Origin of the sequence: Xanthobacter sp. 126 (assembly GCF_000526175.1) — a bacterium.
Taxonomy (GTDB): domain Bacteria; phylum Pseudomonadota; class Alphaproteobacteria; order Rhizobiales; family Xanthobacteraceae; genus Xanthobacter; species Xanthobacter aminoxidans.
Map to the genome: position 1 here is coordinate 676979 of NZ_JAFO01000001.1, position 26519 is coordinate 703497.

The 26519-nt window shown below is 69.5% G+C and carries 23 protein-coding genes and 1 riboswitch; of the genes, 12 read left to right on the forward strand and 11 right to left on the reverse strand.

Translation table 11 applies throughout. The annotated features are described in order from the left end of the window. Positions 1-17: 17 nt before the first annotated feature. Positions 18-120: riboswitch (glycine riboswitch) on the reverse strand. 158 nt (positions 121-278) lie between these two features. Further along, complete coding sequence (locus tag XAN126_RS0103120; protein WP_024277144.1) at positions 279-1955, forward strand: lysine--tRNA ligase; 1677 nt, start codon at positions 279-281, stop codon at positions 1953-1955. 514 nt (positions 1956-2469) lie between these two features. Here XAN126_RS0103120 and XAN126_RS0103125 read toward each other — a convergent pair. The 5 genes from XAN126_RS0103125 to radA form a co-directional block, all read right to left on the reverse strand. After that, positions 2470-3213, reverse strand: a complete 744-nt coding sequence (locus tag XAN126_RS0103125; RefSeq protein ID WP_024277145.1) for an SDR family NAD(P)-dependent oxidoreductase — start codon at positions 3211-3213, stop codon at positions 2470-2472. Positions 3214-3246: 33 nt separating this feature from the next. After that, positions 3247-3663: a VOC family protein gene (locus XAN126_RS0103130; RefSeq protein ID WP_024277146.1), complete on the reverse strand. Its 417-nt coding sequence runs from the start codon at positions 3661-3663 to the stop codon at positions 3247-3249. Positions 3664-3733: 70 nt separating this feature from the next. Continuing rightward, on the reverse strand, positions 3734-5278 hold the full coding sequence (gene purF, locus XAN126_RS0103135; protein WP_245272202.1) for an amidophosphoribosyltransferase: 1545 nt from the start codon (positions 5276-5278) through the stop codon (positions 3734-3736). Positions 5279-5425: 147 nt separating this feature from the next. Further along, positions 5426-6001, reverse strand: a complete 576-nt coding sequence (locus XAN126_RS0103140; protein ID WP_024277148.1) for a CvpA family protein — start codon at positions 5999-6001, stop codon at positions 5426-5428. A 108-nt stretch (positions 6002-6109) separates the two neighbouring features. Continuing rightward, on the reverse strand, positions 6110-7600 hold the full coding sequence (radA, locus tag XAN126_RS0103145; RefSeq protein WP_024277149.1) for a DNA repair protein RadA: 1491 nt from the start codon (positions 7598-7600) through the stop codon (positions 6110-6112). A gap of 224 nt (positions 7601-7824) precedes the next feature. Between radA and XAN126_RS0103150 the strand changes: the two genes are divergently transcribed. Further along, positions 7825-9051, forward strand: coding sequence for an SRPBCC family protein (locus XAN126_RS0103150; protein WP_024277150.1), 1227 nt, complete (start codon positions 7825-7827; stop codon positions 9049-9051). Here the strand turns inward: XAN126_RS0103150 and alr are convergent. After that, the gene (alr, locus tag XAN126_RS0103155; RefSeq protein ID WP_024277151.1) at positions 9036-10151 is read right to left on the reverse strand and encodes an alanine racemase; all 1116 of its coding nucleotides are present in this window, start codon (positions 10149-10151) and stop codon (positions 9036-9038) included. The genes XAN126_RS0103150 and alr overlap by 16 nt on opposite strands. A 53-nt stretch (positions 10152-10204) precedes the next feature. Continuing rightward, entirely contained in the window at positions 10205-11686 is a 1482-nt protein-coding gene (locus XAN126_RS0103160) for a replicative DNA helicase (protein ID WP_024277152.1), read from the reverse strand. 340 nt (positions 11687-12026) lie between these two features. Here XAN126_RS0103160 and XAN126_RS26790 point away from each other — a divergent pair, with 340 nt between their 5' ends. Further along, entirely contained in the window at positions 12027-12488 is a 462-nt protein-coding gene (locus XAN126_RS26790) for a hypothetical protein (RefSeq protein WP_155982203.1), read from the forward strand. 30 nt (positions 12489-12518) lie between these two features. After that, positions 12519-13337: a hypothetical protein gene (locus XAN126_RS0103170; protein ID WP_024277154.1), complete on the forward strand. Its 819-nt coding sequence runs from the start codon at positions 12519-12521 to the stop codon at positions 13335-13337. A gap of 4 nt (positions 13338-13341) precedes the next feature. On the opposite strand, the gene XAN126_RS0103175 is transcribed toward XAN126_RS0103170, so the two are convergent. Next, positions 13342-14268, reverse strand: a complete 927-nt coding sequence (locus XAN126_RS0103175) for a diacylglycerol kinase family protein (protein ID WP_245272203.1) — start codon at positions 14266-14268, stop codon at positions 13342-13344. 106 nt (positions 14269-14374) lie between these two features. Between XAN126_RS0103175 and XAN126_RS0103180 the strand changes: the two genes are divergently transcribed. The 5 genes from XAN126_RS0103180 to XAN126_RS0103205 all read left to right on the forward strand — a co-directional run bounded on the left by XAN126_RS0103180 (position 14375) and on the right by XAN126_RS0103205 (position 18340). Next, positions 14375-14776 carry a hypothetical protein gene (locus XAN126_RS0103180; RefSeq protein ID WP_024277156.1) on the forward strand — a complete coding sequence of 134 codons (402 nt, stop codon included), beginning with the start codon at positions 14375-14377 and terminating at the stop codon, positions 14774-14776. Positions 14777-14955: 179 nt separating this feature from the next. Then, positions 14956-16302 (forward strand): GGDEF domain-containing protein, encoded by a 1347-nt coding sequence (locus XAN126_RS0103185; protein WP_024277157.1) that lies wholly within the window; start codon positions 14956-14958, stop codon positions 16300-16302. 270 nt (positions 16303-16572) lie between these two features. Next, complete coding sequence (locus XAN126_RS0103195; RefSeq protein ID WP_155982204.1) at positions 16573-17085, forward strand: hypothetical protein; 513 nt, start codon at positions 16573-16575, stop codon at positions 17083-17085. Continuing rightward, complete coding sequence (locus XAN126_RS0103200; protein WP_051460535.1) at positions 17070-17678, forward strand: hypothetical protein; 609 nt, start codon at positions 17070-17072, stop codon at positions 17676-17678. Before XAN126_RS0103195 ends, XAN126_RS0103200 begins: the two co-directional genes overlap by 16 nt. Positions 17679-17737: 59 nt before the next feature. Next, the gene (locus XAN126_RS0103205) at positions 17738-18340 is read left to right on the forward strand and encodes a YcgN family cysteine cluster protein (protein WP_081762500.1); all 603 of its coding nucleotides are present in this window, start codon (positions 17738-17740) and stop codon (positions 18338-18340) included. Between the two features lie 51 nt (positions 18341-18391). Here the strand turns inward: XAN126_RS0103205 and XAN126_RS0103210 are convergent, their stop codons facing one another. Together XAN126_RS0103210 and XAN126_RS0103215 are read right to left on the reverse strand one after the other, a co-directional pair. After that, positions 18392-21235 carry an EAL domain-containing protein gene (locus XAN126_RS0103210; RefSeq protein ID WP_245272345.1) on the reverse strand — a complete coding sequence of 948 codons (2844 nt, stop codon included), beginning with the start codon at positions 21233-21235 and terminating at the stop codon, positions 18392-18394. A gap of 439 nt (positions 21236-21674) precedes the next feature. Beyond that, entirely contained in the window at positions 21675-22256 is a 582-nt protein-coding gene (locus tag XAN126_RS0103215) for a hypothetical protein (RefSeq protein ID WP_024277161.1), read from the reverse strand. 280 nt (positions 22257-22536) lie between these two features. On the opposite strand from XAN126_RS0103215, the gene XAN126_RS0103220 reads away from it, so the two are divergent. Further along, positions 22537-23850, forward strand: coding sequence for an FAD-dependent oxidoreductase (locus XAN126_RS0103220; protein ID WP_029876656.1), 1314 nt, complete (start codon positions 22537-22539; stop codon positions 23848-23850). Positions 23851-23889: 39 nt separating this feature from the next. On the opposite strand, the gene XAN126_RS0103225 is transcribed toward XAN126_RS0103220, so the two are convergent. Continuing rightward, on the reverse strand, positions 23890-24606 hold the full coding sequence (locus tag XAN126_RS0103225) for an MgtC/SapB family protein (RefSeq protein ID WP_024277163.1): 717 nt from the start codon (positions 24604-24606) through the stop codon (positions 23890-23892). 154 nt (positions 24607-24760) lie between these two features. Here XAN126_RS0103225 and XAN126_RS28110 point away from each other — a divergent pair, with 154 nt between their 5' ends. Together XAN126_RS28110 and leuC are read left to right on the forward strand one after the other, a co-directional pair. Further along, positions 24761-24925 carry a hypothetical protein gene (locus XAN126_RS28110; RefSeq protein WP_155982206.1) on the forward strand — a complete coding sequence of 55 codons (165 nt, stop codon included), beginning with the start codon at positions 24761-24763 and terminating at the stop codon, positions 24923-24925. 106 nt (positions 24926-25031) lie between these two features. Further along, positions 25032-26456 carry a 3-isopropylmalate dehydratase large subunit gene (leuC, locus tag XAN126_RS0103235; protein WP_024277164.1) on the forward strand — a complete coding sequence of 475 codons (1425 nt, stop codon included), beginning with the start codon at positions 25032-25034 and terminating at the stop codon, positions 26454-26456. The last annotated feature ends 63 nt before the right edge of the window (positions 26457-26519 follow it).

Consider the following 26519-nt stretch of genomic DNA (forward strand, 5'->3'; position numbering starts at 1 on the left):
GCTGCTTTCCAGAGTTTCGTCCCCCTGCGGCCCTTGGTGCCTGAGCGGTTCCGGGGCGGTTGCGCCTTCGGCGCCGGCACACCTCAACCCAAGGGTGCCGGTCTCTCCCGCAGGGATCGTCCGATGTCGCGTTCCTTCTGCCCTTTTCGCCGGGGCATCTGGAACGCGGGTGCAGCATAGGCGTTTGCCGCCCGGCGTCAACGCGGGTGGGAGAAAGGCCCTGCGTTGACGCCGGGACTTTGCATTTCTAAGTTCGCGCTCCTTTTCCGGAGCCCGTCATGTCCTCGTCCGAAGCCTCGCCCGCCCCCGTCGATCCCACCCAGCTCGCCGCCGAGCTGAAGGCGGTCGCGGAGACGGCCACCGCCTGGCCGTTCGAGGAGGCGCGCAAGCTGGTGGAGCGGCTGAAGAAGCGGCCCAAGGACGAGGTGCTGTTCGAGACCGGCTATGGCCCCTCGGGCCTGCCGCATATCGGCACCTTCGGCGAGGTGGCGCGCACCACCATGGTGCGGCACGCCTTCCGCATCCTCACCGAAGACAAGGTGAAGACGCGCCTTCTGTGCTTCTCCGACGACATGGACGGGATGCGCAAGATCCCCGAGAACGTGCCCGACCCGGTCGCGCTGCGCCCCTATCTCCAGATGCCGCTCACCAAGGTGCCGAACCCCTTCGGCGGCGACTATCCGAGCTTCGGCGCGCACAACAACGCCATGCTCCGGCGCTTCCTCGACACCTTCGGCTTCGACTACGAATTCGCCAGCGCCACCGAATACTACTTCTCCGGCAAGCTGGACGCCGTGCTGCTGAAGGCCGCCGAGAAGTACGACGAGATCATGGCCGTCATGCTGCCCACCCTCGGCGAGGAGCGGCAGGCCACCTATTCGCCCTTCCTGCCCATCTCCCCCACCTCCGGCCGCGTGCTCTACGTGCCGCTGAAGAATGTGGACGCCAAGGCCGGCACCATCACCTTCGACGACGAGGACGGCACCGAGCTGACGCTCCCCGTCACCGGCGGCAAGGTGAAGCTGCAATGGAAGCCGGATTTCGGCGCCCGCTGGGCGGCGCTCGACGTCGATTTCGAGATGTTCGGCAAGGATCACCAGACCAACGCGCCGATCTACGACAGGATCTGCCAGATCCTCGGCGGCACCGCGCCGGAGCATTTCGTCTATGAATTGTTCCTGGACGAGAAGGGCCAGAAGATCTCCAAGTCCAAGGGCAACGGGCTCACCATCGACGAGTGGCTGACCTATGCGAGCCCGGAGAGCCTCGCACTCTACATGTTCCAGTCGCCCCGCTCGGCGAAGAAGCTGCACTTCGATGTGATCCCGAAGGCGGTGGACGAGTATTTCAACTTCCTCGCCCGCTATGCGCAGCAGGACTGGAAGCTGCGTTTCGGCAACCCGGTCTATCACATCCATGCCGGCAACCCGCCGGACGTGGACATGCCGGTGAGCTTCACCATGCTCCTCAACCTCGCCTCGGCCTCCAACACGGAGGACGAGAGCGTGCTGTGGGGCTTCCTGAAGCGCCATGTGCCCGGCGTGTCGGACCAGACGCACCCCAAGCTGCACGAGCTGGTGGGCTATGCGGTGCGCTACTTCCATGACTTCGTGAAGCCCAACAAGGTCTTCCGCACCCCCGACGAGGTGGAGCGCGACGCCCTCGAAAAGCTCGACGCGGCCCTCGCGGCGCTGCCGGCGGGCGCCAGCGCGGACGACATCCAGACCGTGCTCTACGACGTGGCCCGTCCCATTCCGCGCTACCAGGACCTCAAGGCCAAGGGCGCCACGCCCGAGCGGCCGGGCGTCTCGGTGGAGTGGTTCAACACGCTCTATCAGGTGCTGCTCGGCCTGGAACGCGGCCCCCGCTTCGGCTCCTTCGTCGCCATCTACGGCGTGGCCGAGACGCGCGAACTGATCCGCAAGGCGCTGGCCGGAGAACTGGCGGCGGCGTGAGGGGACCAGGAGCCGTCATCGCCCGGTTCAGCCGGGCGATCCACGGTTGGGCCGGGCTGGGTCTTCAGGCAGAGCGCAGGCGGAGGGGTGGATCCCCCGGATAAACCGGGGGATGACAGCGGGTGGGCGTGGAGGGTGGTCTGCTCTCTCTCCTGCGAGGGGAGGGGGGAGGCACAGCGCCGTCATCTCCGGGCTTGTCCCCACACCGCCGTCGCCCTCCGGCTTGACCGGAGGGCCCACGGCGCGGCCGGGCGCGGCCCGGGAATGTTATGCAAGTGCTTCCGCACACTGCGCTTTCGGCGCGATGGGTGCTCCGGTCAAGCCGGAGCACGACGGCATTTCTCGGCCGGCATCGCTCGCGCCATCGTCATGGCCGGGCTTGTCCCGGAAGTCGGCAACAGCCGACTTCCGGGACAAGCCCGGCCATGACTGTGGTTCTGGATACCGGAAAGCGCTCAGGCGGAGGGGTGGATCGCCCGGACGCGCCGGGCGATGACAGCCGTTCGAGAAGTGCCTACGCCGGCATCTGGAAGCTAAGCAACTTCTTCTGCGGGAAGTCGTAGAGCTTGCCCGTCTCCATGAAGGTGGGCAGGCACAAAGGCAGGATGGCCTCGGCTGCCTCTTCCGGCGCCGGCAGGCTGGACGGGTCTTCGCCGGGGAAGGCCTTGGCGCGCATCAGGGTGCGGATGGGGCCGGGGTTGAAGAGGTTGACCTTCAGGTTGCCGGAGACGCTTTCGTCCGCCCAGGTGCGGGCCATCACTTCCAGGCCCGCCTTGGTGATGGCGTAAGGTCCCCAATAGGCGCGCGCCTTGCTCGCCGCGCCGGAGGTGACCACCACCGCCCGGCCGGCCGGGGAGAGCTTCAGCAGCGGATCGAAGGAGCGCACGCAGCGCCAGTTGGCGGTGAGGTTCACCGCCACCGTGTCTTCCCAGTCCTTGGGGAAGACGTGGCCGAGCGGCGAGAGCGGGCCGAGCACGCCGGCATTGGCCACATAGATGTCGAGCCGGCCGTAGCGCTCGTAGAGCGCGCCGCCGAGGCGGTCGATGCCCTCGGAATCCTTGAGGTTCAGCGGCACCAGCGTGGCGCTGCCGCCCACCGCGCGGATGGCGTCGTCCACCTCCTGCAGCCCGCCTTCCGAGCGGCCGACGCACACCACATGCGCGCCGGCTTTCGCCAGCGCCACCGCGGTGGCGGCGCCGATGCCGCGCGTGGCGCCGGTGACGAGGGCGATCTTTTCGGCAAGCGGCCGGTCGGTCACGGTCGGATGTCCTCTTCCTTGGGGGGCGCGGGTTCAGCCCGCGGCCCGGATCTCCACCGAGGGCGCGGAGCGCTCGGCCGGACCGTGATACACCGCCTCGATGTTGTTGCCATCGGGGTCGAGCACGAAGGCGGCGTAATAGTCCGCGTGATAGGGGCGCAGGCCCGGCGCCCCGTTGTCCGTGCCGCCGGCGGCGAGGGCAGCGTCGTAAAAGCGCTGCACGCTCTCGCGGTCCGGCGCCTGGAAGGCGATGTGGGCGCGGCCGGTGAGCGGCTCGCCCACGCTCACGCACAGCTCGTCGGCGAAGAAGAAGTCCTCGGCATCCATGATGGGCACGCCGAGCACCTCCAGAACGGCGCCATAGAAGCGGCGCGCGGCCTCAAGGTCGCGCACCACGAGCTGGATGTGATCGATGAGCCGGCCGCGGTGCCAGCTGTCCATTTCGGCCATGGGCGCCTCCTTCCGTTGCGGCAGTTATGCCGCCGCTCCGGAGACGCCGCAAGGCGGAGGGGAGTTCCCCTCAGCTCGCTTCGGCGAGCAGCGAGAGCTGCTGCTGGGCCACCGCGCCGGCGCGGTCGGTCAGCGGCGTCGGATAGTCGCCGGTGAAGCAGTGGTCGGTGAATTGCGGCTTCACCGGGTCGCGCCCCTCGAAGCCCATGGCGCGGTACACGCCATCCACCGAGAGGAAGGCCAGCGAATCCGCGCCGATATAGCGGCGCATGCCTTCCAGGTCGTGGGTGGCGGCGAGCAGCTTGTCCCGGTCCGGCGTGTCGATGCCGTAATAATCGGGGTGGGTGATGGGCGGCGAGGCGATGCGGAAATGCACCTCCTTGGCGCCGGCATCGCGCATCATCTGCACGATCTTCACCGAAGTGGTGCCGCGCACGAGGCTGTCGTCCACGAGGACGATGCTCTTGCCCTCCACCACCGAGCGGTTGGCGGAATGCTTCATGCGCACGCCCTGGTCGCGGATGGACTGGGTGGGCTGGATGAAGGTGCGACCGACATAGTGGTTGCGGATGATGCCCAGCTCGTAGGGGATGCCCGAGGTCTGGGAAAAGCCGATGGCCGCCGGCACGCCGGAATCCGGCACCGGGACGATCACGTCCGCATGGGCCGGGCTTTCGGTGGCCAGCACGCGGCCCATGTTCTTGCGCACCTGATAGACGGAGCGCCCGCCCACCACGGAATCCGGCCGGGCGAAATAGATGTACTCGAAGATGCAGGGCCGCGCCGCCATCTCCGGGAACGGCTTGAAGGACTGCACGCCCTCCTCGTCGATCACGATGACCTCGCCGTTCTCGATGTCGCGCACATAGCGCGCGCCGATGATGTCGAGGGCGCAGGTCTCGGAGGCGAGGATGGGGGAGCCGTCCAGCGAGCCCAGCACCAGCGGGCGGATGCCGAGGGGGTCGCGGGCGCCGATGAGCTTCTTGTTGGTCAGCGCCACCAGCGAATAGGCGCCTTCCAGCGCCCGGATGGCGTCGATGAAGCGGTCGATGAAGCGCGGCTTGCGGGAGCGCGCCACGAGATGGAGGATCACCTCGGTGTCCGTGGTGGACTGGGTGATGGCGCCTTCGCGCACCAGCTGGCGGCGCAGGGTGAGGCCGTTGGTGAGGTTGCCGTTGTGGCCCACGGCGAAGCCGCCCGCGTCCAGCTCGGCGAAGAGGGGCTGCACGTTGCGCAGCAGGGTCTCGCCGGTGGTGGAGTAGCGCACATGGCCCACCGCCGCGTCGCCGGGCAGGCGGGCGATGACGCCGGCGTCGGAGAAGGCGTCGCCCACGAGGCCGAGGCGGCGCTCGGAATGGAAGCGGCGGCCGTCATAGGAGACGATGCCGGCGGCTTCCTGTCCGCGATGCTGGAGGGCGTGGAGGCCGATGGCGGTGATGGCCGCGGCCTCGGGGTGATTGTAGATGCCGAAGACGCCGCATTCCTCGCGGAGGCGATCGCCGTTCAGGTCGAGATCGAGATCGGCGCGACCGCCCGCGAGGGGTTCGCCATCCGCGCGGAAAGCGCTGTCTCCGCCGGCCACTGAGATCGGCCCGTCACATCCCAAGTCCATCATGCACCCTCCGCGCGGGCCGGTCAGGCAGCGCCGTGCGAGCTTGCGCCGGGAGGTCGGAGCGGGAACACCCATAGCGCGGAAGGCTCAGCGCCCCCGCGTGGATGTCCCGGCCGGCCGGCCGGTCAGTTGCTGCCCCCAAAAAGAAACCTACCGCTGTCCCCCCGTCGGGGCGGCCGGGGCGGCAGGCGTGTCGCCCTCCTCAGCGGCGGGCGGTTTCTTCAACTTGTTCAAAATGGTGTTTTCAGGGTCATCCGGCAACTGCGCCTTCAGCCACTCCCCCGCTTTCGTGATGGCGGGGAGCGATTTTGCGTTGGCGACCCACGGGGGCTGCTTCTCCGGCGGCACCAGCCAGTTGAAGAACAGCAGCGCGATCACCATCAGCAGCAGCCCGCGGGCGAGGCCGAAGGCGAAGCCCAGCGTGCGGTCGAGGGCGCCGATTCGGCTGTCGAGCACCAGATCCGAGATGCGCGCGGTGACGATGGAGGCAATGAGCAGCGTGCCGAGGAACAGCAACGCCACCGTCACCGCAAGAGCGGCCGAGTCCTGCGAGATGTATTGCTTCACCACAGGCAGAGCGGACTTGTAGAAATAGACGGTGACGCCGGCCGCGACAGCCCAGGACAGGATGGAGAAGACTTCCCGCAGAAAGCCGCGCACCATTGCCAGGATGCCGGAAATCAGCATCACCGAGAGAACGATAATGTCGAGCAAGGTTATGGGCATCGGCGCATCGATCCGTGATGGGCGCACCGCCGGACGCGCATGCGCGCGACCCGCCCACCCCCGGAGAGCCCAGCCGCGGGGCTGATATAGCTTGCGCGCCCGCCCGCGTCACCTTTCCTCGTCGTCGCCCCAATCCGCATGCTGGACGGCCCTTTGCGGGGGATTGCGGTCGTTCGAGCCCCGCGTTTCGCGCATGGCAGTGTCGCGCGTCTCGCGCGGGGCGCGGCGGGGCGCGCTGGCCGCGATGCCGGCCACCAGCTCCGCCAAAGAGGAGACCGGCCGCACCGACACCGGCGGGTCGAGCCCGTCCAGCCCGCCGGAGGGGATGACGGCGCTGGCGAAGCCGAGTTTCGCCGCCTCCTTCAGCCGCGCCTGCGCCTGCGAGACGGGGCGCACCGCGCCGGTGAGGCTCGCCTCGCCGAAATGCACCGCATCCGCCGGCAGGGGCGCGCCGGTCAGCGAGGAAACGAGGGCAGCCGCGACGGCAAGGTCCGCCGCCGGCTCGCCGATCTTCAGCCCGCCCGCCACGTTGAGATAGACGTCGTGCCCACCGAGCCGCACGCCGCAGCGGGCATCCAGCACCGCCAGCACCATGGAGAGGCGGTTGGGGTCCCACCCCACCACCGCCCGGCGCGGGGTGCCCAGCGAGGAGGGGGCGACCAGCGCCTGGATCTCCACCAGCACCGGCCGCGTGCCCTCCATGCCGGCGAATACGGCGGTGCCCGGCGCGCCGGCGTCGCGGTTGGAGAGGAACAGCTCGGAGGGGTTGGCCACCTCGGAGAGGCCGCGCCCGGTCATCTCGAACACGCCGATCTCGTCGGTGGGGCCGAAGCGGTTCTTCTGCGCGCGCAGGATGCGGAACTGGTGGCCGCCATCGCCCTCGAAGGAGAACACCGCATCCACCATGTGCTCCACCACGCGCGGGCCGGCGATCTGCCCGTCCTTGGTGACATGGCCGACGAGGATGACGCAGGCCCCCGTCTGCTTGGCGTAGCGCACCAGCAGCTGGGCCGAGGTGCGCACCTGCGTCACGGTTCCGGGCGCGCTCTCCACGCTGTCCGACCACATGGTCTGGATGGAATCGATCACGACCATGTGAACGGGCGGGCCGCCCGACAAGGTGGCGATGATGTTCTCCGCATTGGTCTCGGCGGCGAGGCCCACGTCCGCCTTTTCCAGCCCCAGCCGCTGGGCGCGCAGGCGCACCTGGTCCACCGCCTCCTCGCCGGAGACGTAGACGACGCGCTGCCCGCGCTGGGCCAGGGCCGCTGAGGCTTGCACCAGCAGAGTGGACTTGCCGATGCCGGGATCGCCGCCGATGAGCAGGATGGAGCCGGGCACGAAGCCGCCGCCCGCCACCCGGTCCAATTCGCCGATGCCGGAGACGAGGCGCGGGGCGGGCTTGGCCGTGCCCTCCAGTCTCTCCAGCACCACCGCGCGGCCCTTGCGGCCGGAGCGCTGCGCCGCCGGCACGCTGGCGGCGACCGCGACTTCCTCTGAAATGGTGTTCCAGCCGCCGCACGCCTCGCATTTGCCCTGCCAGCGCGTGTAGACCGCCCCGCAGGACTGGCAGATGAAGGACGAGTCGCGCCGGGCCATGAGCATCACCCTCGGCGCGGGCGGGCCGGCCGGGTCTGGAGGAGAGGCCCGAATCTCGGGCGATGTTCTCTATATACCCCATCGCTGCCCTATGGGCCTGCCGTGGCCGCCGGCTTCGCATCCGGGGTTGCGCGCCATCTGCGGCGCATCCCCAGATGGCGGGAACGGGGCACCTCTGCTAATCAGCCTGCGCTGCCCTTTTCCGTCATGTCAGGGGATCGCCCGTGTTCCGAGACAGCCCTGCTTCCGCACCCACGCCGCAAGAGCCGGCCCGGCCCGCGGCGGCCGGCCAGCCCGCCGAATGGGTGCGCGCGGCCACCGATCCCGCGGCGTTCACCGCCGAGCAGCAGGCGCTGGGGCGGGTGTGGACCTTCCTCTGCCTCGACGGGGAGGTGGCGCAGGACGGCCAGTGGTTCCGCACCGATCTCGGCGGGCGCTCGGTCTTCATCCAGCGCTTCGGCGACCGGCTGCGCGGCTTCGAGAATGTGTGCGCCCACCGCTTCCACCCCATCCGCCGCGAGCGCAGCGGGAAGGGCGCCATGGTCTGCGCCTTCCATCACTGGCGCTACAATGCCGAGGGGCAGGCGCTGGGCATTCCGGTCTGCGACGAGGCCTATGGCTGCCTGCCGAAGCAGCTCAACGCGCACCTGAAGCCCATCGAGGTGGAGGCGTTCGCCGGTCTCGTGTTCGGCCGCTTTCCCGATCCGGAGGGGGAATCCCTCGCGGACTTCCTCGGCGATGCCGCGCCCATGCTCGCCGCGCTCTGCCCGCCCGGGCGCACCTTCACCCGCTTCGGTGGCGAGGTGCCGGCCAACTGGAAGTTCCTCACCCATGTGACGCTGGACGACTACCACATCGTCGCCGTCCACCCCTCCACCTTCGGCGCCAACGGCTATCTGAAGGCGAAGGAGGTCACCTATGCCCGCTTCGGCCGGCACAGCGCCTATACCACCGAGCCGGGGGATGACCCGCTGGGGGGCGTGCTCGCCGATTGCCGGGCCGGCACCTACCGCGCCCGCGACTATCTGATCGTGAACCTGTTCCCCACCTTCGGGGCGTCCCAGTTCCACGTCATCGATCTCCTCGGCCGCTCGTATTATGCGGTGATGGTGCTGCGCTATGCGCCTCTCGCCCATGACCGCTCGCGGCTGGAGGGCTGGCTTATCGAGGGCCCCATCGCGCCGCCGCGGCCGGGGCTGCTCGGCGTCTTCGACCGCTTCGCGCAGAAGGTGATTTCGCGCATCGTGCCCTTCTATGCGCGCCGCGTGCTGGCCGAGGACAATGCGGTGTGCGAGGGCCAGCAGGAGGTCGCCCGCCAGATCACCGAGGACCAGCGCCTGAGCCCCGCCTTCGAGAAGCGCATCGGCTGGTTCGAGGAGACCTATGCGGCGGAGCTGGCGGCCGCCAGGCAGGCCGCACGGGAGCCCGCCCCGTCTCAGCCGCCGATGTAGCGGCGGGCGTAGCGGGCGCCCAGCGAGGTGAGCACTTCATAGCCGATGGTGCCGGAGCGGGCGGCGAGGTCGTCCACGCTGATGCCGTCGCCGAGAAAGACCGCCACGTCGCCCCGCTGCACCGTGCCCTCGGGCAGGTCGGTGATGTCGAGGGTGGCGAGGTCCATGGAGACGCGGCCCACGAGATGGCAGCGCCGGCCGGCGACGATGGCCTCCACCCCCTTGGCGAGGTCGGAGGAGCCGGCGGCCCGGAACAGCCCGTCCGCATAGCCGATGGAGACGGTGGCGAGCCGGCTCGGCCGCTTCAGCCGCTCGGCGGCGCCATAGCCCACGGTCTCGCCGGCCGCGACGTTCGAGATCTGGATGATCTTCACCTCCAGCCGCACCGCCGGGCGCAGCGGCGGCACGCCGGTGATGGCGACGCCGCCATAAAGGAAGATGCCCGGACGGACCAGCTCGAAGCGGAAATCGCGACCGAGCAGGGTGCCGGCGGAATTCGCCAGCGAGCTCGGCACGCCCCGGAAGCGGCGGATCACGTCGGCGAACACCGCGCGCTGGCGGGCGGTGAGGGCGTGGCCGGGTGTGTCGGCGCAGGCGAGGTGGCTCATGACGAGGCTGGGCGTGAAGCCGAGCATCCTGCGCGTGCCGGCGAGCTGCACCGCCTCGTCCACCGAGAGGCCGAGCCGGTTCATGCCGGTATCCACATGGAGCGCGGTGGGCAGGTCCGCCCCCTGGTCGCGGCAGAAGTCGCTCCATTCGGTGATCTCCGGCACCGAGCCGAGCACCGGCCGCAGGCGCGCGGCCGCATGGTCGGCGGCGGTTTCCGGCAACAGGCCGTTGAGCACGTAGATCACCGCCTCGGGCAGCAGGGCGCGCAGCGCGAGGGCTTCCTTGAAGTGGGCGACGAAGAAGGTGCGGGCGCCCGCCTTCCACAGGGCCGGGGCCACGCGGTCGATGCCGAGTCCGTAGGCATTGGCTTTCACCACCGCCGCGCATTCGGCCGGGGCGGCGAGCGCGGCAAGGGTGCGCCAGTTGTCGGCGATGGCGGACAGATCGACGGTGAGGATGGCGCCGGCTTCGCGCGCCTCACGCTCGGCCAGGTCTGCCGCTGCGGCGCTGGCGGCGGGGTCCTCGGGGGCCTGCGGCTCGCCGGTCAGTGGCGATCCGGCAGGTGGTCCTCCCGCGCCAGGTTGGAGAAGCGGGTGAATTGCGGCTCGAAATGCACCTTCACCGTCCCGGTGGGGCCGTGGCGCTGCTTTCCGATGATGATTTCGGCCGTGTTCTCGGCCGCCTTCATCTCGATCTCCCACTTGAACCACTCCTCTGTGCCGGGCTTCGGCTCCTTGCTCTTAAGATAATACTCCTCCCGGTAAACGAACATGACGACGTCGGCGTCCTGCTCGATGGAGCCGGATTCACGCAGGTCCGAAAGCTGCGGCCGTTTGTCGTCGCGGGACTCCACCTGACGCGAGAGCTGGGACAGGGCCATGACCGGCACCTGCAGCTCCTTCGCCAGGGCTTTCAGGCCCGTCGTGATCTCGGTGATCTCCTGCACGCGGTTCTGCGACGAGGCCTTGGACGAGCCGGACAGCAGCTGGAGATAGTCGATGACCATGAAGTCCAGCCCGCGCTGGCGCTTCAGCCGCCGCGCCCGCGCCACCAACTGGGCGATGGAGATGCCGCCGGTGTCGTCGATATAGAGCGGGATGGTCTGCATGGTCTGCGCGGCGGCGGCGAGCTTGGAGAACTCGCTTTCCGAGATGTCGCCGCGGCGGATCTTGTAGGAGGCGATCTCCGCCTGCTCGGCAAGGATACGGGTGGCGAGCTGCTCGGCCGACATTTCCAGCGAGAAGAAGCCCACCACGCCGCCGGACACCGTCTCGTTGGAGCCGTCCGGCCGGGTCTCGCCGCGATAGGCGGCGGCGATGTTGAAGGCGATGTTGGTGGCAAGCGAGGTCTTGCCCATGGCCGGGCGGCCGGCGAGGATCACGAGGTCCGACGGCTGGAGCCCGCCCATCTGGTGGTCGAGGTCGTCGAGGGCGGTGGCGATGCCGGAGAGGTGGCCGTCGCGCTGGAAGGCCTTGGAGGCCATGTCCACCGATTCGCGCAGCGCCTCGCCGAAGCGCTGGAAGCCGCCGTCGTAGCGCCCGGTCTCGGCGATCTCGTAGAGGCGCTTTTCCGCCTCCTCGATCTGGTCCTGCGGGGTGGCGTCCACCGGGGCGTCGTAGGCCTCGTTGACGATCTCCTCGCCGATGCGAATCAGGTCGCGCCGGACCGAGAGGTCGTAGATGGTGCGGCCGTAATCCTCGGAATTGATGACGGTGGTCGCCTCCGCCGCAAGGCGGGCGAGGTATTGCGGTCCGGTGAGGCCGGCCACATCCAGGTCCGCGGGCAGGAAGGTCTTGATGGTGACGGGAGTCGCCAGCTTGCCGGCGCGGATCAGCGCCGAGGCCAGCTCGAAGACGCGGGCGTGGATGGGCTCGTAGAAATGGCGCGGCTCAAGGAAGTCGGAGACGCGGTAGAAGGCCTCGTTGTTGACGAGGATGGCGCCCAGCAGCGCCTGCTCGGCCTCCACATTGTGCGGGGCCTGGCGGTAGGTGGGTTCGAGGTCGCCCTTGTCCGACAGATCGAGCATGAAGCCGGCAATCCCTTGGTTGGGCAATTTTTTGCTTTGGGAAGGTGGTGTAGCAAGAGCGAATGCCCCTGCGCCAGCGGCGCGCGGGCCGATTTTTCCCCGGTGGATGATTGTGGGGATAACGGGCAAAGCGCCGCCGGCTAAGAGGGCCGGGAACCGCCGCGCGCCTCCACGCGTCATTCCCGTGATGCAGCAAATCGCCGGGCCGACCGTGACAAAAGGGCGACGCAGCTTGAACGGGGCAGAAACCGAGCTGCGGCGCGGATTTTACGCGGTATTCTTTGCCAGCCGACGCAAGGTGCGCTAAAGGCTTGCCGCGGCGGCACTTGGGGGGAAAGTGATGCGTTCTGTCCAGTCCGGAACGTCGCGGGCGGCGGCGCGTGGGGTGCCGGTGTTGCGCGCGCCGATGTTGATGGCGGCCCTTCTCGTCCCGTCGATTCTCGCGTCCTCTCTGGCGCTCGCCCAAAGCGATCCGCTGGCGCCGCCCTCCGATCTCGGAGCGGGGCCGCTGCCGGTTCCGATCGACGGAACCGCCATCTACGGACAGAATCAGCCGCCGCCCGAAGGCTACATGGCCGTTCCGGTGCCGCCCTCCACCTGCTCGGGCGTGCGTCAGGTGGTGCGCCAGCAGGGCTTCATCCTCGTCCCCACCGGCGGCGGCAATGCCCAGCGCTACGTGCTCGACCAGCGCTATTGCCAGGATGACCAGAGCACCTCTCCGGCCTGGATGCCCACCTCGGACAATCCCCGCTGCTTCGTCGGCTACACATGCGGCGAGGCGAACAATGACGGCGGCAACTGAAGCCACCCCTTCCTGAGAGCGGCGCCGCCCATGCGTGTCACCCCTGACAGCGTGCTCTTCATCACGATCGATTCCTGCCGTTACGACACCTTCGTTTCGGCCAATGCCCCGGCCATGAAGAAGGTCTCCGCCCTCTACAAGGCGCAGGCGCCGGCGCATTTCACCTATGCCTCCCACGCCGCCATGTTCGCGGGTTTCACCCCCGGCGTGGCGGAGCTGGCGACGCCGTTCCTGAACCCCAAGTTCGCGCGGCTCTTCCGGCTCGATCGCGCCGGGGCGGCGGGCCATGCCCGGCCCGGCTTCTCGGTGAGCGGCACCGACATCGTGGACGGCTTTCGCAATGCCCGCTACGCCACCATCGGCGCGGCGGCCATGGGCTGGTTCGATCCCAAGACGCCGGTGTCGAAGAAGCTCACCGGCAGCTTCGAGCAGTTCCTGTTCACCGGCGACAAGGGCATCGCCACCCAGATCGCCTTCATCGAGAAGCAGGCGGCGCGGGAGACGCGGCGCGACCTGTTCGTGTTCCTCAACGTGGGCGAGACCCATGTGCCCTATTATTTCGAGGGCGCGCCGTGGAACCGCACGGACAATCCCTGCCTGCCGTTCCAGAAGGTGGACCGCTCGGCCGAATGCCGCGAGCGCCAGCGCCTGTGCTGCGAATATGTGGACCGCAAGCTCGCCCCGCTGCTGGAGCGTTTCGCCGGCGCCACCATCGTGCTGTGTGGCGACCACGGCGATTGCTGGGGCGAGGACGGCCTGTGGGAGCACGGCATCGCCCACCCCATGACGCTCACCGTGCCCCTCCTCATCCGCTACCGCGGCCAGCCGGTGCAGGACCTGCCGGCCTGACCCTTCACGTCACGTCGTCGCGCTCGTGCACCTCTCGCTCGTGCGCCTGCCATTGCAGGGCCGAGGGCGGGACGAGAAGGCTGAGGGCGGCGGGGGCGAGGGCGTAGCGCAGCGGCAGGGTTTCGCGTGTCACCTCGCCATCGGTCGCCACCCAGGCGCGGCGGCGGCGGGCGTGGATGGTGACGCGCCGGGCGGAAAAGGAATGGATGCCCGGCGCGCCGCGCCAGGCGTCCACCAGCACCTCGGCGCCGGTGCGCAGCCGCGCCAGGGTGCCGCGATCCTCCGCCACCAGCACCTCCAGCTGCCCGCTATCGAGGCGCGAGCGGTGCCAGCCCGAGGCGTCGAAGGCGTTCACCGTGACGAGGGCGGCATAGGCGTCGATGGATTCGCGGGCGCCCGCCACCTCCACCTCCAGCGACAGCCGCCCGGAGCGGAACACCGCCCGCCCCAGAGCCATGAACCAGCCGAAGACGCGGCCGCGGTCGCGCAACTGCTCCCGCGCCATGGCCATCTGGCTGAAGAAGCCAACCCCGGACACGCCGTGGAAGGGCCGTCCGTTGAGGGTGCCCAGATCCACCCGCATGGGCTTCGCGTCATGCAGCGCCTCCAGCGCGCCCATCAGGTCGCGCGGCAGGCCGATGTCGTAGGCGAGGAGGTTCATGGTGCCGAGCGGCAGCACGCCGAGGGTCACGTCGGTGTTGGCGAGCACCGAGGCGGCATAGGAGACGGTGCCGTCGCCGGCGCCCACCACCACCGTGTCGTAGCCGTCGCGGGAGGCCGAGGCGATGGCGGCCGCCATGGCGTCGCCTTCCGCCACCACCACGTCCACGTCGAGGTCAGACCGGGTGAGCGCGCCATCCACGATATCGCGCACCTTGTCGGGGCCCATGTCGTGGACGGTGCCCGCTTTGGCATTGAGTACGACCCGCATTCGCCGCATCGTGACATCCTCCAGACCGGCACAAGCGTTGGCGCGGCCGGGTGGTTCCCTGTCATCCCGCCACATCCGTGTCGCGGGCGCCGATCCGAGGTGCATCATGTCCACCGCCCCGACCGGAGCAAAGGGCTCCTACATCTTCCGGCTGCGCGCGGGAATCCTGGTGCTCGCCGCCTCGGTGCTGCTGTGCTGGGTCGGCGGGCATTTCGTCGCCCGGCAGTTCGGCCTCGGCCTCGGCTGGGCCATTCTGATCGCGCTCGCCATCTGGACGGGCGTCGGCATCCTCATCGCCCGGCTGGATACGCGCATCTATTACGGAACGGCCCTCGCGGTGACGCTGTTCCTCGCCTACCTCGTCTACGATTTCACCCGCTCGGCGCTGGACTGGTCCAATGGCGTCGCCCTCACGCTGGCGGTCCTCGCGACGGTGCTGCTCGCCTTCACCTTCCACGATTTCCGCCGGCTGAAGCACGAGCTGCGCCTGTGGGCCTACCGCCGGTAAGGCAACTTCCTGTTGCGTTGCAGCAGGTTGTGTTGTGCGCGCGGTCGGGCTCAGGCTTGACTTTCCCTGAAGGGAACCATCCAAGTAGGCGCAGGGCGGCCGATGCGACCTAGGGTGGCGGGCGGCTGTGCCGCCTCCAGATCGCGCGTCCGATGTCGGGCGGCGTCGGTGGGCGGAGCATGTCGGACGGACGCCTTTATATTTTTGCCGGACCTATCGTCTCGCTGCTGATCGCCATCGTGTTCCTGCTGGTCTGGCTGCACGATCGCGAGCGCCGCTGCGGGCTCTATTTCGCGTCCGCCTTCTGCGCCTATGCGCTGGCCGCGCTGATCCAGATCACCGGTTTTCCCCGCGAGGCGGGCCCGAACGCGGTGGCGTCGACCATCGTCTACACCTTCGCCGTGCTCACCCTGGTGGAGGGCGTGCTGGTGCGGTTCGGCCGTGCGGGGTCGGGGCGGCTGCTGCTCGTCATGGCCTGCACCATCGTCGCGCTGGTGTTCTATTTCTTCTATGTCGACCGCGATCTGGTCGCCCGCATCTATGTGCAGAATCTCGGCTACGGCACCATGTTCGTGGTCGCGGCGGTCAAGATGGTCGCCCTGGAGCGGCGGCGGCCCATCGACCGGCTGCTGTTCTGGGCCTTCCTGCTGTTCGGCCTGCACTTCTTCATCCGCACCGGCCTCACCATGCGGATCTCCGGCGACCTCTTCGAGATCGACCGGATGCGGGAGAACGGCGCCGACCCCGCGGATCTCGCCGCCTTGTTCCGCGCGACGCCGTTCTGGCAGGTGCTGAACTTCTCCCTGCTCATCAGCGGCCTCCTGCTCGCCCTCGCCCTGCTCGGGTCCATCGCCGCCGACGCCATCGACGAGATCCGCCGGGAGGGCCGCTCCGATGCCCTGACCGGCCTCGGCACCCGCCGCGACTTCATGGAGCGGGCGCGGGACATTCTCGCCGATCCCGGCGCGCGGCCGGTGACGCTCATCGCGTTCGACATGGACCGCTTCAAGCAGATCAATGAGGATTTCGGCCCCACCTCCGGCGACCGGATGCTCTCCGTGGTCGGCCGCCTGATCCTGCAGGAGACCTCGCCGCGGGATGCGGCGGCGCGCATGGACGGGGAGGAGTTCGTGGTCCTGCTGGCGCGCACCAATCGCGTCGGGGCCTCCCGCGTCGCCGACCGGTTGCGCGCGGAGCTGGACTTCGCGCGTCTCTCCGTGCTGCCGCCCCACGCCACCGTCACCGCCAGCTTCGGCGTGGCCGAGCAGCGGCAGGGTGAGAGCCTCGACAGCCTGTTGAGCCGGGCCGAGGGCCTCGTTGCCGTGGCGAAGGCCGAAGGGCGCGACGGCCTCGCCACCGACGCGCCGGCCTCGGAGCAGAAGCTCGAGCCGGAGTATCGCGAGCCGCCGGAGGCCGATGCGCAGGATGGTGCGCAGGACGACGCGCAGGACGACGCGCGGGATGGCCCGCCCGATGCGCCGGAGGCGCGATCCCTCCCGCGGCCCGGCGGGCGGCGGATGCTGTGAACGGCCAGGCTTGATCTTGATCAAAGTCCCCGGTCCGCGCGCTGCCTAGCCTTCCCCCATAAACATTCGGGGGAAACCATGCCTGCACAGACCGCCATCTGGCTCACCGTCATCGTCACCGCCTTCGGCGGCTTCGCTCTGGCCCTCGCCTGGGCCGATCACTACACCGCCGGCAAGCGCTGAAGCCTGGGCCGCCCGGCCCGGCTTGCGTTGCAGCCGGGCCTGCGCCTGCTCTAGGCTCCCTCCGGCAACTGCCTTGGGGGCCTCGCCATGACCGGATCTTCGAGGGGACCATCTCCCGCGCCGCACCGCCGGAGCGGGGCTGTCGGGCGTGTGTTCGGCCTCGCCGCGCTCGCTCTGGTCATTGGCGCGCCTGCGGCCCACGCCACCGGAACGCTCGATTGCAGCATCGACGATGCGGCGGTGGCCTTCGACGCGCAGACGGCCTTCTCCTACGGCATGGGCGGCAGCTTCAACAATTTCCGCGCCGTGCTGGAGGTCAAGCCGGCCGGCAAAGGTGGGGCTCCGTTCGGCAAGCTGGAGCTGGACGGCGAGGCGCTGGTGCATCACTGGTTCCACGGGAACGAGGTGCGCCTTCACCTCTATCACGAACGGCCCGACGCCCGCGCCGGCTCCGCGGAGCTGTTGATCGAGACCAAGAGCCGGGGCAAAGAGGCGGAGAGTTTCGCCGGCCGCTATGTCCTCACCCTCACCACCGTGGATGCGGACGGCACCGAAAAGACCCGCACGCTGAAGGGACGCGCCACATGCTCCGCCGGCTGATCGCCGTTCTCCCGTTCGCCATCGCTTTGGTACCGTCGCTGGCCCCCGCCGCCGGGCCGGACCCGCTGCCGCCGTTCGCCTGCACCGGCCCGTTCGCAGCCGACACCGACGAGGCGGCGCTGATCCGTCAGTTCGGGCGCGCCAACGTGGTGTACCGCAGCGTGCCCGCCGCCGAGGGCGAGATGGTGAAGGCCTCCGTGCTGTTCCCCGACGACCCCGCGCGTCGGGTGGAGATCATCTGGCTCGACGAGAAGAAGCGGCGGCGGCCGGGCGATGTGATCGTCCATAACCCCGGACCGTGGCGCACGGCCGAAGGCATCGGCATCGGTGCGACGCTGGCCGAGGTGGAGGCGGCGAACGGCAAGCCCTTCACCCTCTCCGGCTTCGGATGGGACTATGGCGGCTCTGTGCTGGACTGGGATGGCGGCCGGCTCGCCAAAAGCACCGGCTGCCGGCTGCAGCTCCGGTTCGAGCCGCCCGCCGCCTATCAGGGCGACGTGGATGGGGACCGGGAATTCCGCTCCGACAACAAGGACATGCGGGCGGCCAAGCCCGTCGTCTACCAGATGCTGCTGAGCTACGGCGGCGAGTGAGCGTCTCACCGGGAGTGAGTGTGAGCGACTTGCCGCCGTCCCTGTGCTAAAGGGGCGGCATGCCTCCCTCCGCCCGCCCCCGGCCCGCCGCCGAGATTGCGCCCGCGCCTGCCGCGACCTCTGCGCCTGTGCAGACCCCCGCGCCGTTCTGGCGGACCAAGACCCTCGCCACCATGACGGTGGAGGAATGGGAGAGCCTGTGCGACGGCTGCGGCCGCTGCTGCCTTGTCAAGCTGGAGGACGAGGACTCGGGCGCCGTCGCCTACACGGACGTCGCCTGCCGCCTGTTCGATGCCGGCTCCTGCCGCTGCGCCGACTATCCCAACCGGTCCGAGATCGTGGAAGACTGCGTGCGCCTCACCCCCGAGGCGGTGGAGAGCATCGGCTGGCTGCCGCCCACCTGCGCCTACCGGCTGGTGCGCGAGGGCAAGGACCTGCCGTTCTGGCATCCTTTGGTGTCCGGCACGCGGGACACGGTGGTCAGCGCGGGCATCTCGGTGCACGGACGGGTCGCGGGGCTGGAGAGCGAGTTCGGCCTGTTCGAGCTGGTGGACCACATCGTCAACTGGCCGGCCCGCTGGCCGCGCGGCGCGAAGGGGACCCAGACAGGGGCACGGGCGCCTGTGAAACGCCCCCGAACGCGGGCCAAACCGGGCGCGTAAGGGAACGGGCGCGTCAGAGACGGGGGTATCGGGACGGACGCCTGAACGGGCCTATTCCGCCGCCGTGCCCGTCTTCTTCTTGCGGGCGTCCACCGGCGCCGGCTCGATGAGGTGGCGACATTCCTCGGCGGTGAGCGGCTCGCCGAACACCACGCCCTGCCCGTATTCGCAGCCGAAGCGGGTCATCTCGGCGGCTTCCACTTCCTTCTCCAGCCCCTCGGCCATCACGTCCATGCCGAGGTCGTGGGCCAGATCGATCATGGCGCCGACGATCACCGGCCGGGCGGCGCGGGACGGGCCCTTGGCCACCGAGCGCACGAAGCGCGGGTCGATCTTCACGCTGTCGAACGGGAAGCGCTGGAGATAGGCGAGGGAGGAATAGCCGGTGCCGAAATCATCGAGGCACAGGCCCGCGCCCAGTTCGCGCATGCGGCCCAGCACCACGGCGGCATATTCCGGGTTCTCCATCACCAGGCTCTCGGTGACTTCCAGCTTCAGCGAGCCGGGCGCCACGGTGTTGCGGGCCAGCACCGATTTCAGGTCCTGGATCAGATCGTGCCGCAGCAGCTGCCGGGACGAGACGTTGACGTGCATGAACAGCGGCGGGTCCACGCGCAAGAGGCGCTGCCACTGGCCGAGCTGGCGCGCCGCGCGGTCGAGCACGAACAGGCCGAGGTCGAGGATGAGCCCGGTCTCCTCGGCCAGCAGGATGAATTCGGAGGCGGCAAGCTCGCCCAGGCGCGGGTGGTTCCAGCGCATATAGGCCTCGAAGCCGCCGATGGCCCGGTCGCCGAGGCGCACGATGGGCTGGTAGCGGACCGAGATCTGCTCCTTCTCCAGCGCCTCGCGCAGCTCCTGCTCCAGCACCACGCGGTCGATCTTCTGCTGGCGCATGGCCGGGCGGAACACCTCGATGCGGTCGCCGCCGATGCGCTTGGCGTAATACATGGCCAGCTCGGCGTCTTTCAGCACCTCGTCGCGCTTCACCTGGTCCGGCCCGGACAGGACGAGGCCGATGGAGGCGGTGACGAACACCTCCCGGTCGGCGAAGGCGATGGGCGCGCGCAGCGAGCGGCGCAGCGTGTCGGCGAAGGTGGTGATGCGCTCGGCGTCGCGCTCGGACATCAGGATGATGCCGAACTGGTCGCCGGAGATGCGGGCCAAAGTGTCCTGCGGCTTCAGAAGCCGCGTCATGCGGCGGGCGACGGTGAGCAGGATGGAATCCGCCACCGCCATGCCCACCTGCACGTTGAGCTGCTTGAAGCGGTCGAGGTCGATCACCATCACCGTCGGCTTCACCTTGTCGTCGAGGCGGGCGGTGACGAGGGCCTGGTGCAGGCGGTCGAGGAAGAGTTCCCGGTTGGGCAGGCCGGTGAGGTTGTCGCGCACCGCGTCGTGCAGCAGGCGCTCGGCGGCGATGCGCTCGCCGGTCACGTCGGTGAGGGTGCCGATGCAGCGCACCACCTCGCCGTCCGCGCCCACCACCGGGCGGGCCTTGAGGTTGAAGGTGAGATAGTGGCCGTCGATGGCGCGCAGGCGGAAATCCTGGTCGATGCGGCCGCGGCGCTGGTCGATGATGCCGTCGAGCGTGGCGCGGAAGCGGTCGCGGTCGGCGGGGTGCAGCACCTCCAGCCAGCCGGCGGCCTCGGTCTCCAGCGAATGGCGCTTCAGGCCCAGCGCCTCCTCGGCCTCGGGGGAGGTGTAGATGCGGTCGGTGTCCACATCCCAGTCCCACACGATGAGGCCGGAGCCGGCCAGCGCCAGCGCGCGGCGCTCCAGTTCCGAGGCGGAGCCCTGGATGCCGCCGATGCCGGCGAAGGCGTGCTGCATCACCGTGAAGCCGATGAGCATGACGATGAGCACGAGGCCGCCCGAGAGCGCGGGGGCGGCGAGATCGTTGGTGACGTAGCCTGCGACCGTCAGGCCCGCCATCAGCACCCACACCACCAGCAGCGACCAGGTGGGGATGATGAGCACCGCGCGGTCGAAGCCGTGCTGCGAGAGCCAGATCACCACGCCGAAGCCGGCCACCGCCACCGCCAGCAGCGAGAGGCGGGCGATGCCCGCCGCCACCGGCGCATCGAGCAGCGCCACCACCACGAGGGCGGCGAGGAAGACCAGCCAGCCGGCGGCCACGTGGACGTAGCGCACATGCCAGCGGTTGAGGTTGAGATAGGCGAACAGGAAGACGAGGAGCGTCGCGGTGAGGATCGCCTCGCCCGCCGCCCGCCAGAACTGCTCGGCGATGGGGGAGAGGCCGAACACCTTTGACCAGAAGGCGAAGTCGAGGCCGATATAGCCCAGCACGGCCCAGGCTAGCGCCGCGGCGGCCGGGAACATCACCGAGCCTTTCACCACGAACAGGATGGTGAGGAACAGGGCCAGCAGGCCGGCGATGCCGATGACGATGCCGTGGTAGAGGGTGAAGGCGTTCACCCGGTCCTTGTAGGCGTCGGGCTCCCACAGCTGCAGCTGCGGCAGGCTGGGCGAGCCGAGTTCCACCACGAAGGTGACGGTGGAGCCGGGGTCCAGCGTGATGAGGAACACGTCCGCATCCGGCGCCGACTGGCGTTCCGGCTTGAAGCCCTGGCTGGGCGTCAAAGAGAGGATGCGGCGGTTGCCGAGGTCGGGCCAGAACAGGCCGGAGCCGGACATCCGGTAGTGCGGCGCGACGATGAGGCGGTCCACCTGCTCGTCGGTGTTGTTGGTGAGGGCGAAGGCGATCCACTCGCCATGGCTGCGCCCGTCGGAGGTCGGCACCTCGATGCGGCGCACGACGCCCTCGGCATCCGGGGCGGTGGAAATCTGGTAGCGGCCGTCCTCGGTGGTCTGGCGCTCGACGGCCGGCAGCAGGTCCACCACCTTGGCATCGAGCCGGAGCGCAATCGCCTCCATCGCCTGCGCGCTGCCGGTGAGCGCACAGAGCAGGAGGAGGAGCGCCACGGGCAGAGCGAGGACGCCGGCGAGAAACGACCGCAAATTCAGGTCTCCGCATCCGGCATGGAACCGGACCGATCAGCCTTGGAACATGCCCGAAGCCGGATGCCCCGTGCATGGACGGCGCGCGGCATTGCGACGGACGCTGGATTCACCTTGGGGCCATCAGGATGGGAAAACGCCACCACGCACCACGGAACATCACTCAAGGTCAACCGCGCCGGCTTGTGTCGAAGAGGCTGCGCCGCGGTCCACACCGTGAATCATCTATCCAAGCGTTGCGGCCGGAGCAAGGCGCACGCGCTCTCTGGCATCGTTCCAGACTGGAAAGAGGGGCCCCGGAACGACGATGCGCGCCCTTGGGGGGCGCGCATCGCGGATCGGGTGATCTGTTCGCTCAGAAGAAGCGGCGGGCGGCGTCGCGATCCTCGGCGAGGGGCGCGGGCTCACGCGAGAGGCGGGCGGCCTCCTCGCGGCGCACATATTCGGAGAACGGGTCGAGGGCGGCTTCCACCGCTTCCTCGGCCTGGGCCGAGACCACTTCGAGCGGCTGCGGCTGGGCCTGCACCGGGGCCGGGCGGGCGACGGGCGCGACGGGAGACGCCTCCACCGGAACGGCGCGGTCGGAATCGGTGGTGCGGCTGGCCTTGGCGTCGAGCCACGGCAGCGGATAGGGCGAGGCGATGAAGGCCACGCCGTCTTCCTGCTCCCAGGCGATCATGTGGACCGCTTCCTCGGCCGGCATGCCGGGCAGGGAGAACATCTGCGGGATGTCCCGCGCGCTGCCGCTCCAGCCGATGGTGTGGGCCAGCTGGAAGGCTTCGTCGAGGAAGGCGGTCACCGCCGCGAGGCGGTCGGCGCGGAGCGACTGGGCGAAGTCCACATCCAGAAGACGGCGCAGATACGCCTCCACGCTGTCGCCGGCCGCCCACTGGGAGCCGGAGGCGAACTGGTAAACATAGACGCGCGGATTAGCCATCACGCAGCTCCGAATAATCTCTACTGGGCGCTCCTCATATCAAAGGAGCCCAGGAAACACAAAAGTGCGCCCAAAGAGCATGCGCCGTGCCGATTCTATGGCAACTAAGCCGGCGCTTCATTCTCCTTGCGGGAGGGAGGTACGCACTGGCGGCGGGTTCCATTCAATCTGAGGGGACCCCGGACCATCCTGAGGCCGGGATGGTTAATTCTTCGTTGCCGCCTAGCGCACGCAAGGTCATTCCCGCGGCCGGGCGATATTGTACAAAGAGGCCATGCAGATGCCTCCCGCCCCCGGCACCGATCCGAAAAGCCATGGCCTGTGGGCGATGACCGCCCCGCCGCCGCCGGAGACCGCCCCGCTCGCGGGTGACGGGCGTGCTGACGCGCGGGTCGATGTGGTGGCCGTGGTGGGTGCCGGCTATACCGGCCTTGCCGCCGCGCTCCGTCTGGCCGGGGCGGGCGCGCGGGTGACGGTGCTGGAGGCCGCCGGCATCGGCTCCGGCGGTGCGGGGCGCAATGTGGGCCTCGTCAATGCCGGGCTCTGGGTGATGCCCGACGACATCGTCGCCGCCCTCGGCGCCGAGAAGGGCGAAGGGCTGCTGTCGCTCCTCGGCGGGGCGCCAGCGGAAGTGTTCGCCCTCGTCGCCCGCCACGCCATCGCCTGCGAGGCAACGCCCAACGGCACGCTGCATTGCGCCGTCGGTCGTGCCGGGCGGGCCGAGATCGAGGCTCGTGCCGCCCAGTGGCAGGCGCGGGGTGCGCCGGTGCATCTGCTCGATGCGGATGCGGCCCGCGCGATGATCGGCGGCGGCACCTATCGCGGCGCGCTGCTGGACGACCGCGCCGGCACCATCCAGCCCCTCGCGTACGCCCGCGGCCTCGCCCGCGCGGCGATGGGGGCGGGGGCGGTGATCCATACGGCAAGCCCGGTGCGGGCGGCGGAGGAGAGGGCCGGCGGCTGGGTGTTGCGCACCGATGGGGGCACGCTTGCGGCGGACTGGATCATCGTTGCGACTGACGCCTACAGCTTCGGGCCGTGGGAGCGCCTCGCCCGCGAGCAGGTGCCGCTGCCCTATTTCAACTTCGCCACCCCGCCGGTGCCCGAGGCCTTGCGCCAGCGCATCCTGCCCGGCCTGCAGGGCATCTGGGACACCCAGCAGGTGCTCACCTCCCTGCGCTACGACGCGGCCGGGCGGCTGGTATTCGGCAGCATCGGCGCGCTCGGCGGGCTGGCGGGCGTGCATGAAGCCTATGCCCGGCGGGCGTTGGCCCGCCTCTTCCCGGAGCTGCCGCCGGCGCCGTTCGAGGCCGGCTGGTTCGGCACCATCGGCATGACCGACGACGCCCTGCCGCGCTTCCGGCGCCTCGCGCGCAACGTCCTCTCCATCAGCGGCTACAACGGCCGGGGCATCGGCCCGGGCACGGTGTTCGGCCGGCTGCTGGCCGATCTGGTGCTGGGGCGCATCCGGCCGGAGGAGGTGCCGCTGCCGGAGCGCGAGGTGACGGTGCCGCGCTGGCGGGCGGCGCAGGCGGCCTTCTATGCGGCCGGTTCCGCCGCCGCGCATCTGGTGGGGGAGCGGCGGCCGGGCTGACGAGCTGGCGGCCCGGCCTGCCGCGAGGCGAAGGTGGCGCTATTCCTCCGTCACGCTCTCCCATGTGGCGTGGCGGGCATGGGGCCGCTTCGCCAGGCGGTCGGTGATGACGTCGAGTTCGGCGGGGACCACCGAGGTGGTTACGAGCTTCGCCACCAGCACCACGGCGCCGTCGGTGCCGGGCTCCTCGTCCACGTCGCTGACGAGATATTTCTCGCCCTCCAGCGTGTCGATGAGCACGTCGCGCAGATCGGCGGCGGCGGCGGAATCCACGGTCAGGCGCACCTCGTAGCTGACTTCCGAGCGGCGGGCGTCGAGGGGCGCGCGGTCGATGGCGCGGGCGACCGGGCGCAGCACCGTGTTGCCGGCGATGATGATGAAGGTGATGAGCGCCGCCTCGGCGAGGCGGTCGGCCCCGGCGCAGCTGCCCACGGCGGCCGAGCACCAGAGCGTGGCGGCGGTGTTGAGGCCGCGCACGTTCATGCCTTCCTTCATGATGACGCCGGCGCCGAGGAAGCCGACGCCCGTCACCACATTGGCCGCGACGCGCATGGCGTCGCTCGGCCCGCCGAGGCTGGCGGCGAGATCGACGAAGGCGGCGGAGCCGACGGCCACGAGCACGTTGGTACGCAACCCGGCGGTGCGCTGGCGATACTGCCGCTCGGCCCCGATCAACGTGCCGAACAGGAAGGCGGCGGCAAGGCTCACCACGGTATCGAGGAACTGCACCCCGTGGAAATTGGAAACGAACTGCACCCGAAACTCCTTCCCCCTCGACACCGCCGGCGACTGTATACCGCCTCGCCCGGGATGATGGCGAAGCCAAGGGCAGTGTGCGACCGGCCGTCCCGTTTCACAGCTGCGCGCGCCGGATTGTCGCGTCAGCGTGGAACTGCTAAAAACCCGCCCCATGCGACAGACGCGTGACCATCGCCACAGCCTCGACCGGGCGGCCCATTGCGGGGCCGGCCCGTTCGCGCGCACGACGATGGAGTTCGCGGCGGTGCCCGACCATGTGCGCCTGCCCGGCCGTTTCTTCGGCCGCTTCACCACGGCGGCCTCCTCGGTGCTTTGACGCCCGCCCTTGACGCGCCCGCACGCGGCGCGACGGACAACCGCCCTCCATCGTTACCGGCCCGGCCGCACCGACGCGCGCCGGCCTCTCCTCAGGACACAATGCGATGAACGCCCCGGTCAACGGCCCCAAGACCCTCTACGACAAGATCTTCGACGACCACGTCGTCTCCCGGCAGGATGACGGCACCTGCCTGCTCTACATCGACCGCCATCTGGTGCACGAAGTGACGAGCCCGCAGGCCTTCGAGGGCCTGCGCATGACGGGGCGCAAGGTGCGCGCGCCGCAGAAGACCCTCGCCGTGGTGGACCACAACGTCCCCACCACCGACCGTACCCTGCCGAACCCGGACCCGGAGAGCGTCGCGCAGATCGCCGCGCTCGCCGACAACACCAAGGAATTCGGCGTCGAATATTATGACGGCTTCGACAAGCGCCAGGGCGTGGTGCACGTGGTCGGCCCCGAGCAGGGCTTCACCTTGCCCGGCACCACCATCGTCTGCGGCGACAGCCACACCTCCACCCACGGCGCGTTCGGCGCTCTCGCCCATGGCATCGGCACGTCCGAGGTGGAGCATGTGCTCGCCACCCAGACGCTGATCCAGAAGAAGGCGAAGAACATGCGCGTCACCGTCTCCGGGCCGCTGCCCGAAGGCGTCGGCGCCAAGGACGTGGTGCTCGCCATCATCGGCACCATCGGCACGGCGGGCGGCACCGGCTACGTCATCGAATATGCCGGCGAAGGCATCACCTCCCTCTCCATGGAAGGGCGGATGACCGTCTGCAACATGTCCATCGAGGGCGGCGCCCGCGCCGGCATGGTGGCCCCCGACGAGAAGGCTTTCGAGTATCTCAAGGGCCGTCCGAAGTCCCCCAAGGGCGCCGACTGGGATGCCGCGCTGCGCTTCTGGCAGACCCTGCGCACCGACGAAGGCGCGCATTTCGACGCCGAGATCCATCTCGACGGCGCCAATCTGCCGCCCATCGTCTCCTGGGGCACGAGCCCCGAGGACGTGGTGTCCGTCGAGGGCCTCGTGCCCGATCCGGCGCTCATCGAGGACGAGGGCAAGCGCGCCGCCAAGATCCGGGCGCTGGGCTATATGGGCCTCTCCGCCGGCACCAAGATCACCGACATCACCATCGACCGGGCCTTCATCGGCTCCTGCACCAACGGGCGCATCGAGGACCTGCGGCAGGCGGCGGCCATCGCCCGCGGCCACAAGGTGAACCCGAACGTCTCCGCCATGGTCGTCCCGGGCTCCGGCCTCGTGAAGGAGCAGGCCGAGGCCGAGGGTCTGGACAAGATCTTCATCGAGGCGGGCTTCGAGTGGCGCGAGCCGGGCTGCTCCATGTGCCTCGCCATGAACGCCGACCGCCTCGCCCCCGAGGAGCGCTGCGCCTCCACCTCGAACCGCAATTTCGAGGGCCGTCAGGGCTTCAAGGGCCGCACCCACCTCGTCTCCCCCGCCATGGCGGCGGCGGCGGCCATCGCCGGCCACTTCGTGGACGTGCGGAACTGGCCGAAGGCGTGAGCCTCTTTTCTTCCTGAACACGGACGGCCGGGCCGGGAGACTCTCCTTGCCCGGCCGTTTTCG

What these genes read in the sequence shown, in the direction of transcription:
- XAN126_RS0103120 (WP_024277144.1), top strand. Translation starts at nt 279, where the DNA reads ATGTCCTCGTCCGAAGCCTCGCCCGCCCCCGTCGATCCCACCCAGCTC.
- XAN126_RS0103130 (WP_024277146.1), bottom strand. Translation starts at nt 3,663, where the DNA reads ATGGCCGAAATGGACAGCTGGCACCGCGGCCGGCTCATCGATCACATC.
- purF (WP_245272202.1), bottom strand. Translation starts at nt 5,278, where the DNA reads ATGATGGACTTGGGATGTGACGGGCCGATCTCAGTGGCCGGCGGAGAC.
- XAN126_RS0103140 (WP_024277148.1), bottom strand. Translation starts at nt 6,001, where the DNA reads ATGCCCATAACCTTGCTCGACATTATCGTTCTCTCGGTGATGCTGATT.
- radA (WP_024277149.1), bottom strand. Translation starts at nt 7,600, where the DNA reads ATGGCCCGGCGCGACTCGTCCTTCATCTGCCAGTCCTGCGGGGCGGTC.
- XAN126_RS0103160 (WP_024277152.1), bottom strand. Translation starts at nt 11,686, where the DNA reads ATGCTCGATCTGTCGGACAAGGGCGACCTCGAACCCACCTACCGCCAG.
- XAN126_RS26790 (WP_155982203.1), top strand. Translation starts at nt 12,027, where the DNA reads ATGCGTTCTGTCCAGTCCGGAACGTCGCGGGCGGCGGCGCGTGGGGTG.
- XAN126_RS0103170 (WP_024277154.1), top strand. Translation starts at nt 12,519, where the DNA reads ATGCGTGTCACCCCTGACAGCGTGCTCTTCATCACGATCGATTCCTGC.
- XAN126_RS0103175 (WP_245272203.1), bottom strand. Translation starts at nt 14,268, where the DNA reads ATGCGGGTCGTACTCAATGCCAAAGCGGGCACCGTCCACGACATGGGC.
- XAN126_RS0103180 (WP_024277156.1), top strand. Translation starts at nt 14,375, where the DNA reads ATGTCCACCGCCCCGACCGGAGCAAAGGGCTCCTACATCTTCCGGCTG.
- XAN126_RS0103185 (WP_024277157.1), top strand. Translation starts at nt 14,956, where the DNA reads ATGTCGGACGGACGCCTTTATATTTTTGCCGGACCTATCGTCTCGCTG.
- XAN126_RS0103195 (WP_155982204.1), top strand. Translation starts at nt 16,573, where the DNA reads ATGACCGGATCTTCGAGGGGACCATCTCCCGCGCCGCACCGCCGGAGC.
- XAN126_RS0103200 (WP_051460535.1), top strand. Translation starts at nt 17,070, where the DNA reads ATGCTCCGCCGGCTGATCGCCGTTCTCCCGTTCGCCATCGCTTTGGTA.
- XAN126_RS0103205 (WP_081762500.1), top strand. Translation starts at nt 17,738, where the DNA reads ATGCCTCCCTCCGCCCGCCCCCGGCCCGCCGCCGAGATTGCGCCCGCG.
- XAN126_RS0103210 (WP_245272345.1), bottom strand. Translation starts at nt 21,235, where the DNA reads ATGGAGGCGATTGCGCTCCGGCTCGATGCCAAGGTGGTGGACCTGCTG.
- XAN126_RS0103215 (WP_024277161.1), bottom strand. Translation starts at nt 22,256, where the DNA reads ATGGCTAATCCGCGCGTCTATGTTTACCAGTTCGCCTCCGGCTCCCAG.
- XAN126_RS0103220 (WP_029876656.1), top strand. Translation starts at nt 22,537, where the DNA reads ATGCCTCCCGCCCCCGGCACCGATCCGAAAAGCCATGGCCTGTGGGCG.
- XAN126_RS28110 (WP_155982206.1), top strand. Translation starts at nt 24,761, where the DNA reads ATGCGACAGACGCGTGACCATCGCCACAGCCTCGACCGGGCGGCCCAT.
- leuC (WP_024277164.1), top strand. Translation starts at nt 25,032, where the DNA reads ATGAACGCCCCGGTCAACGGCCCCAAGACCCTCTACGACAAGATCTTC.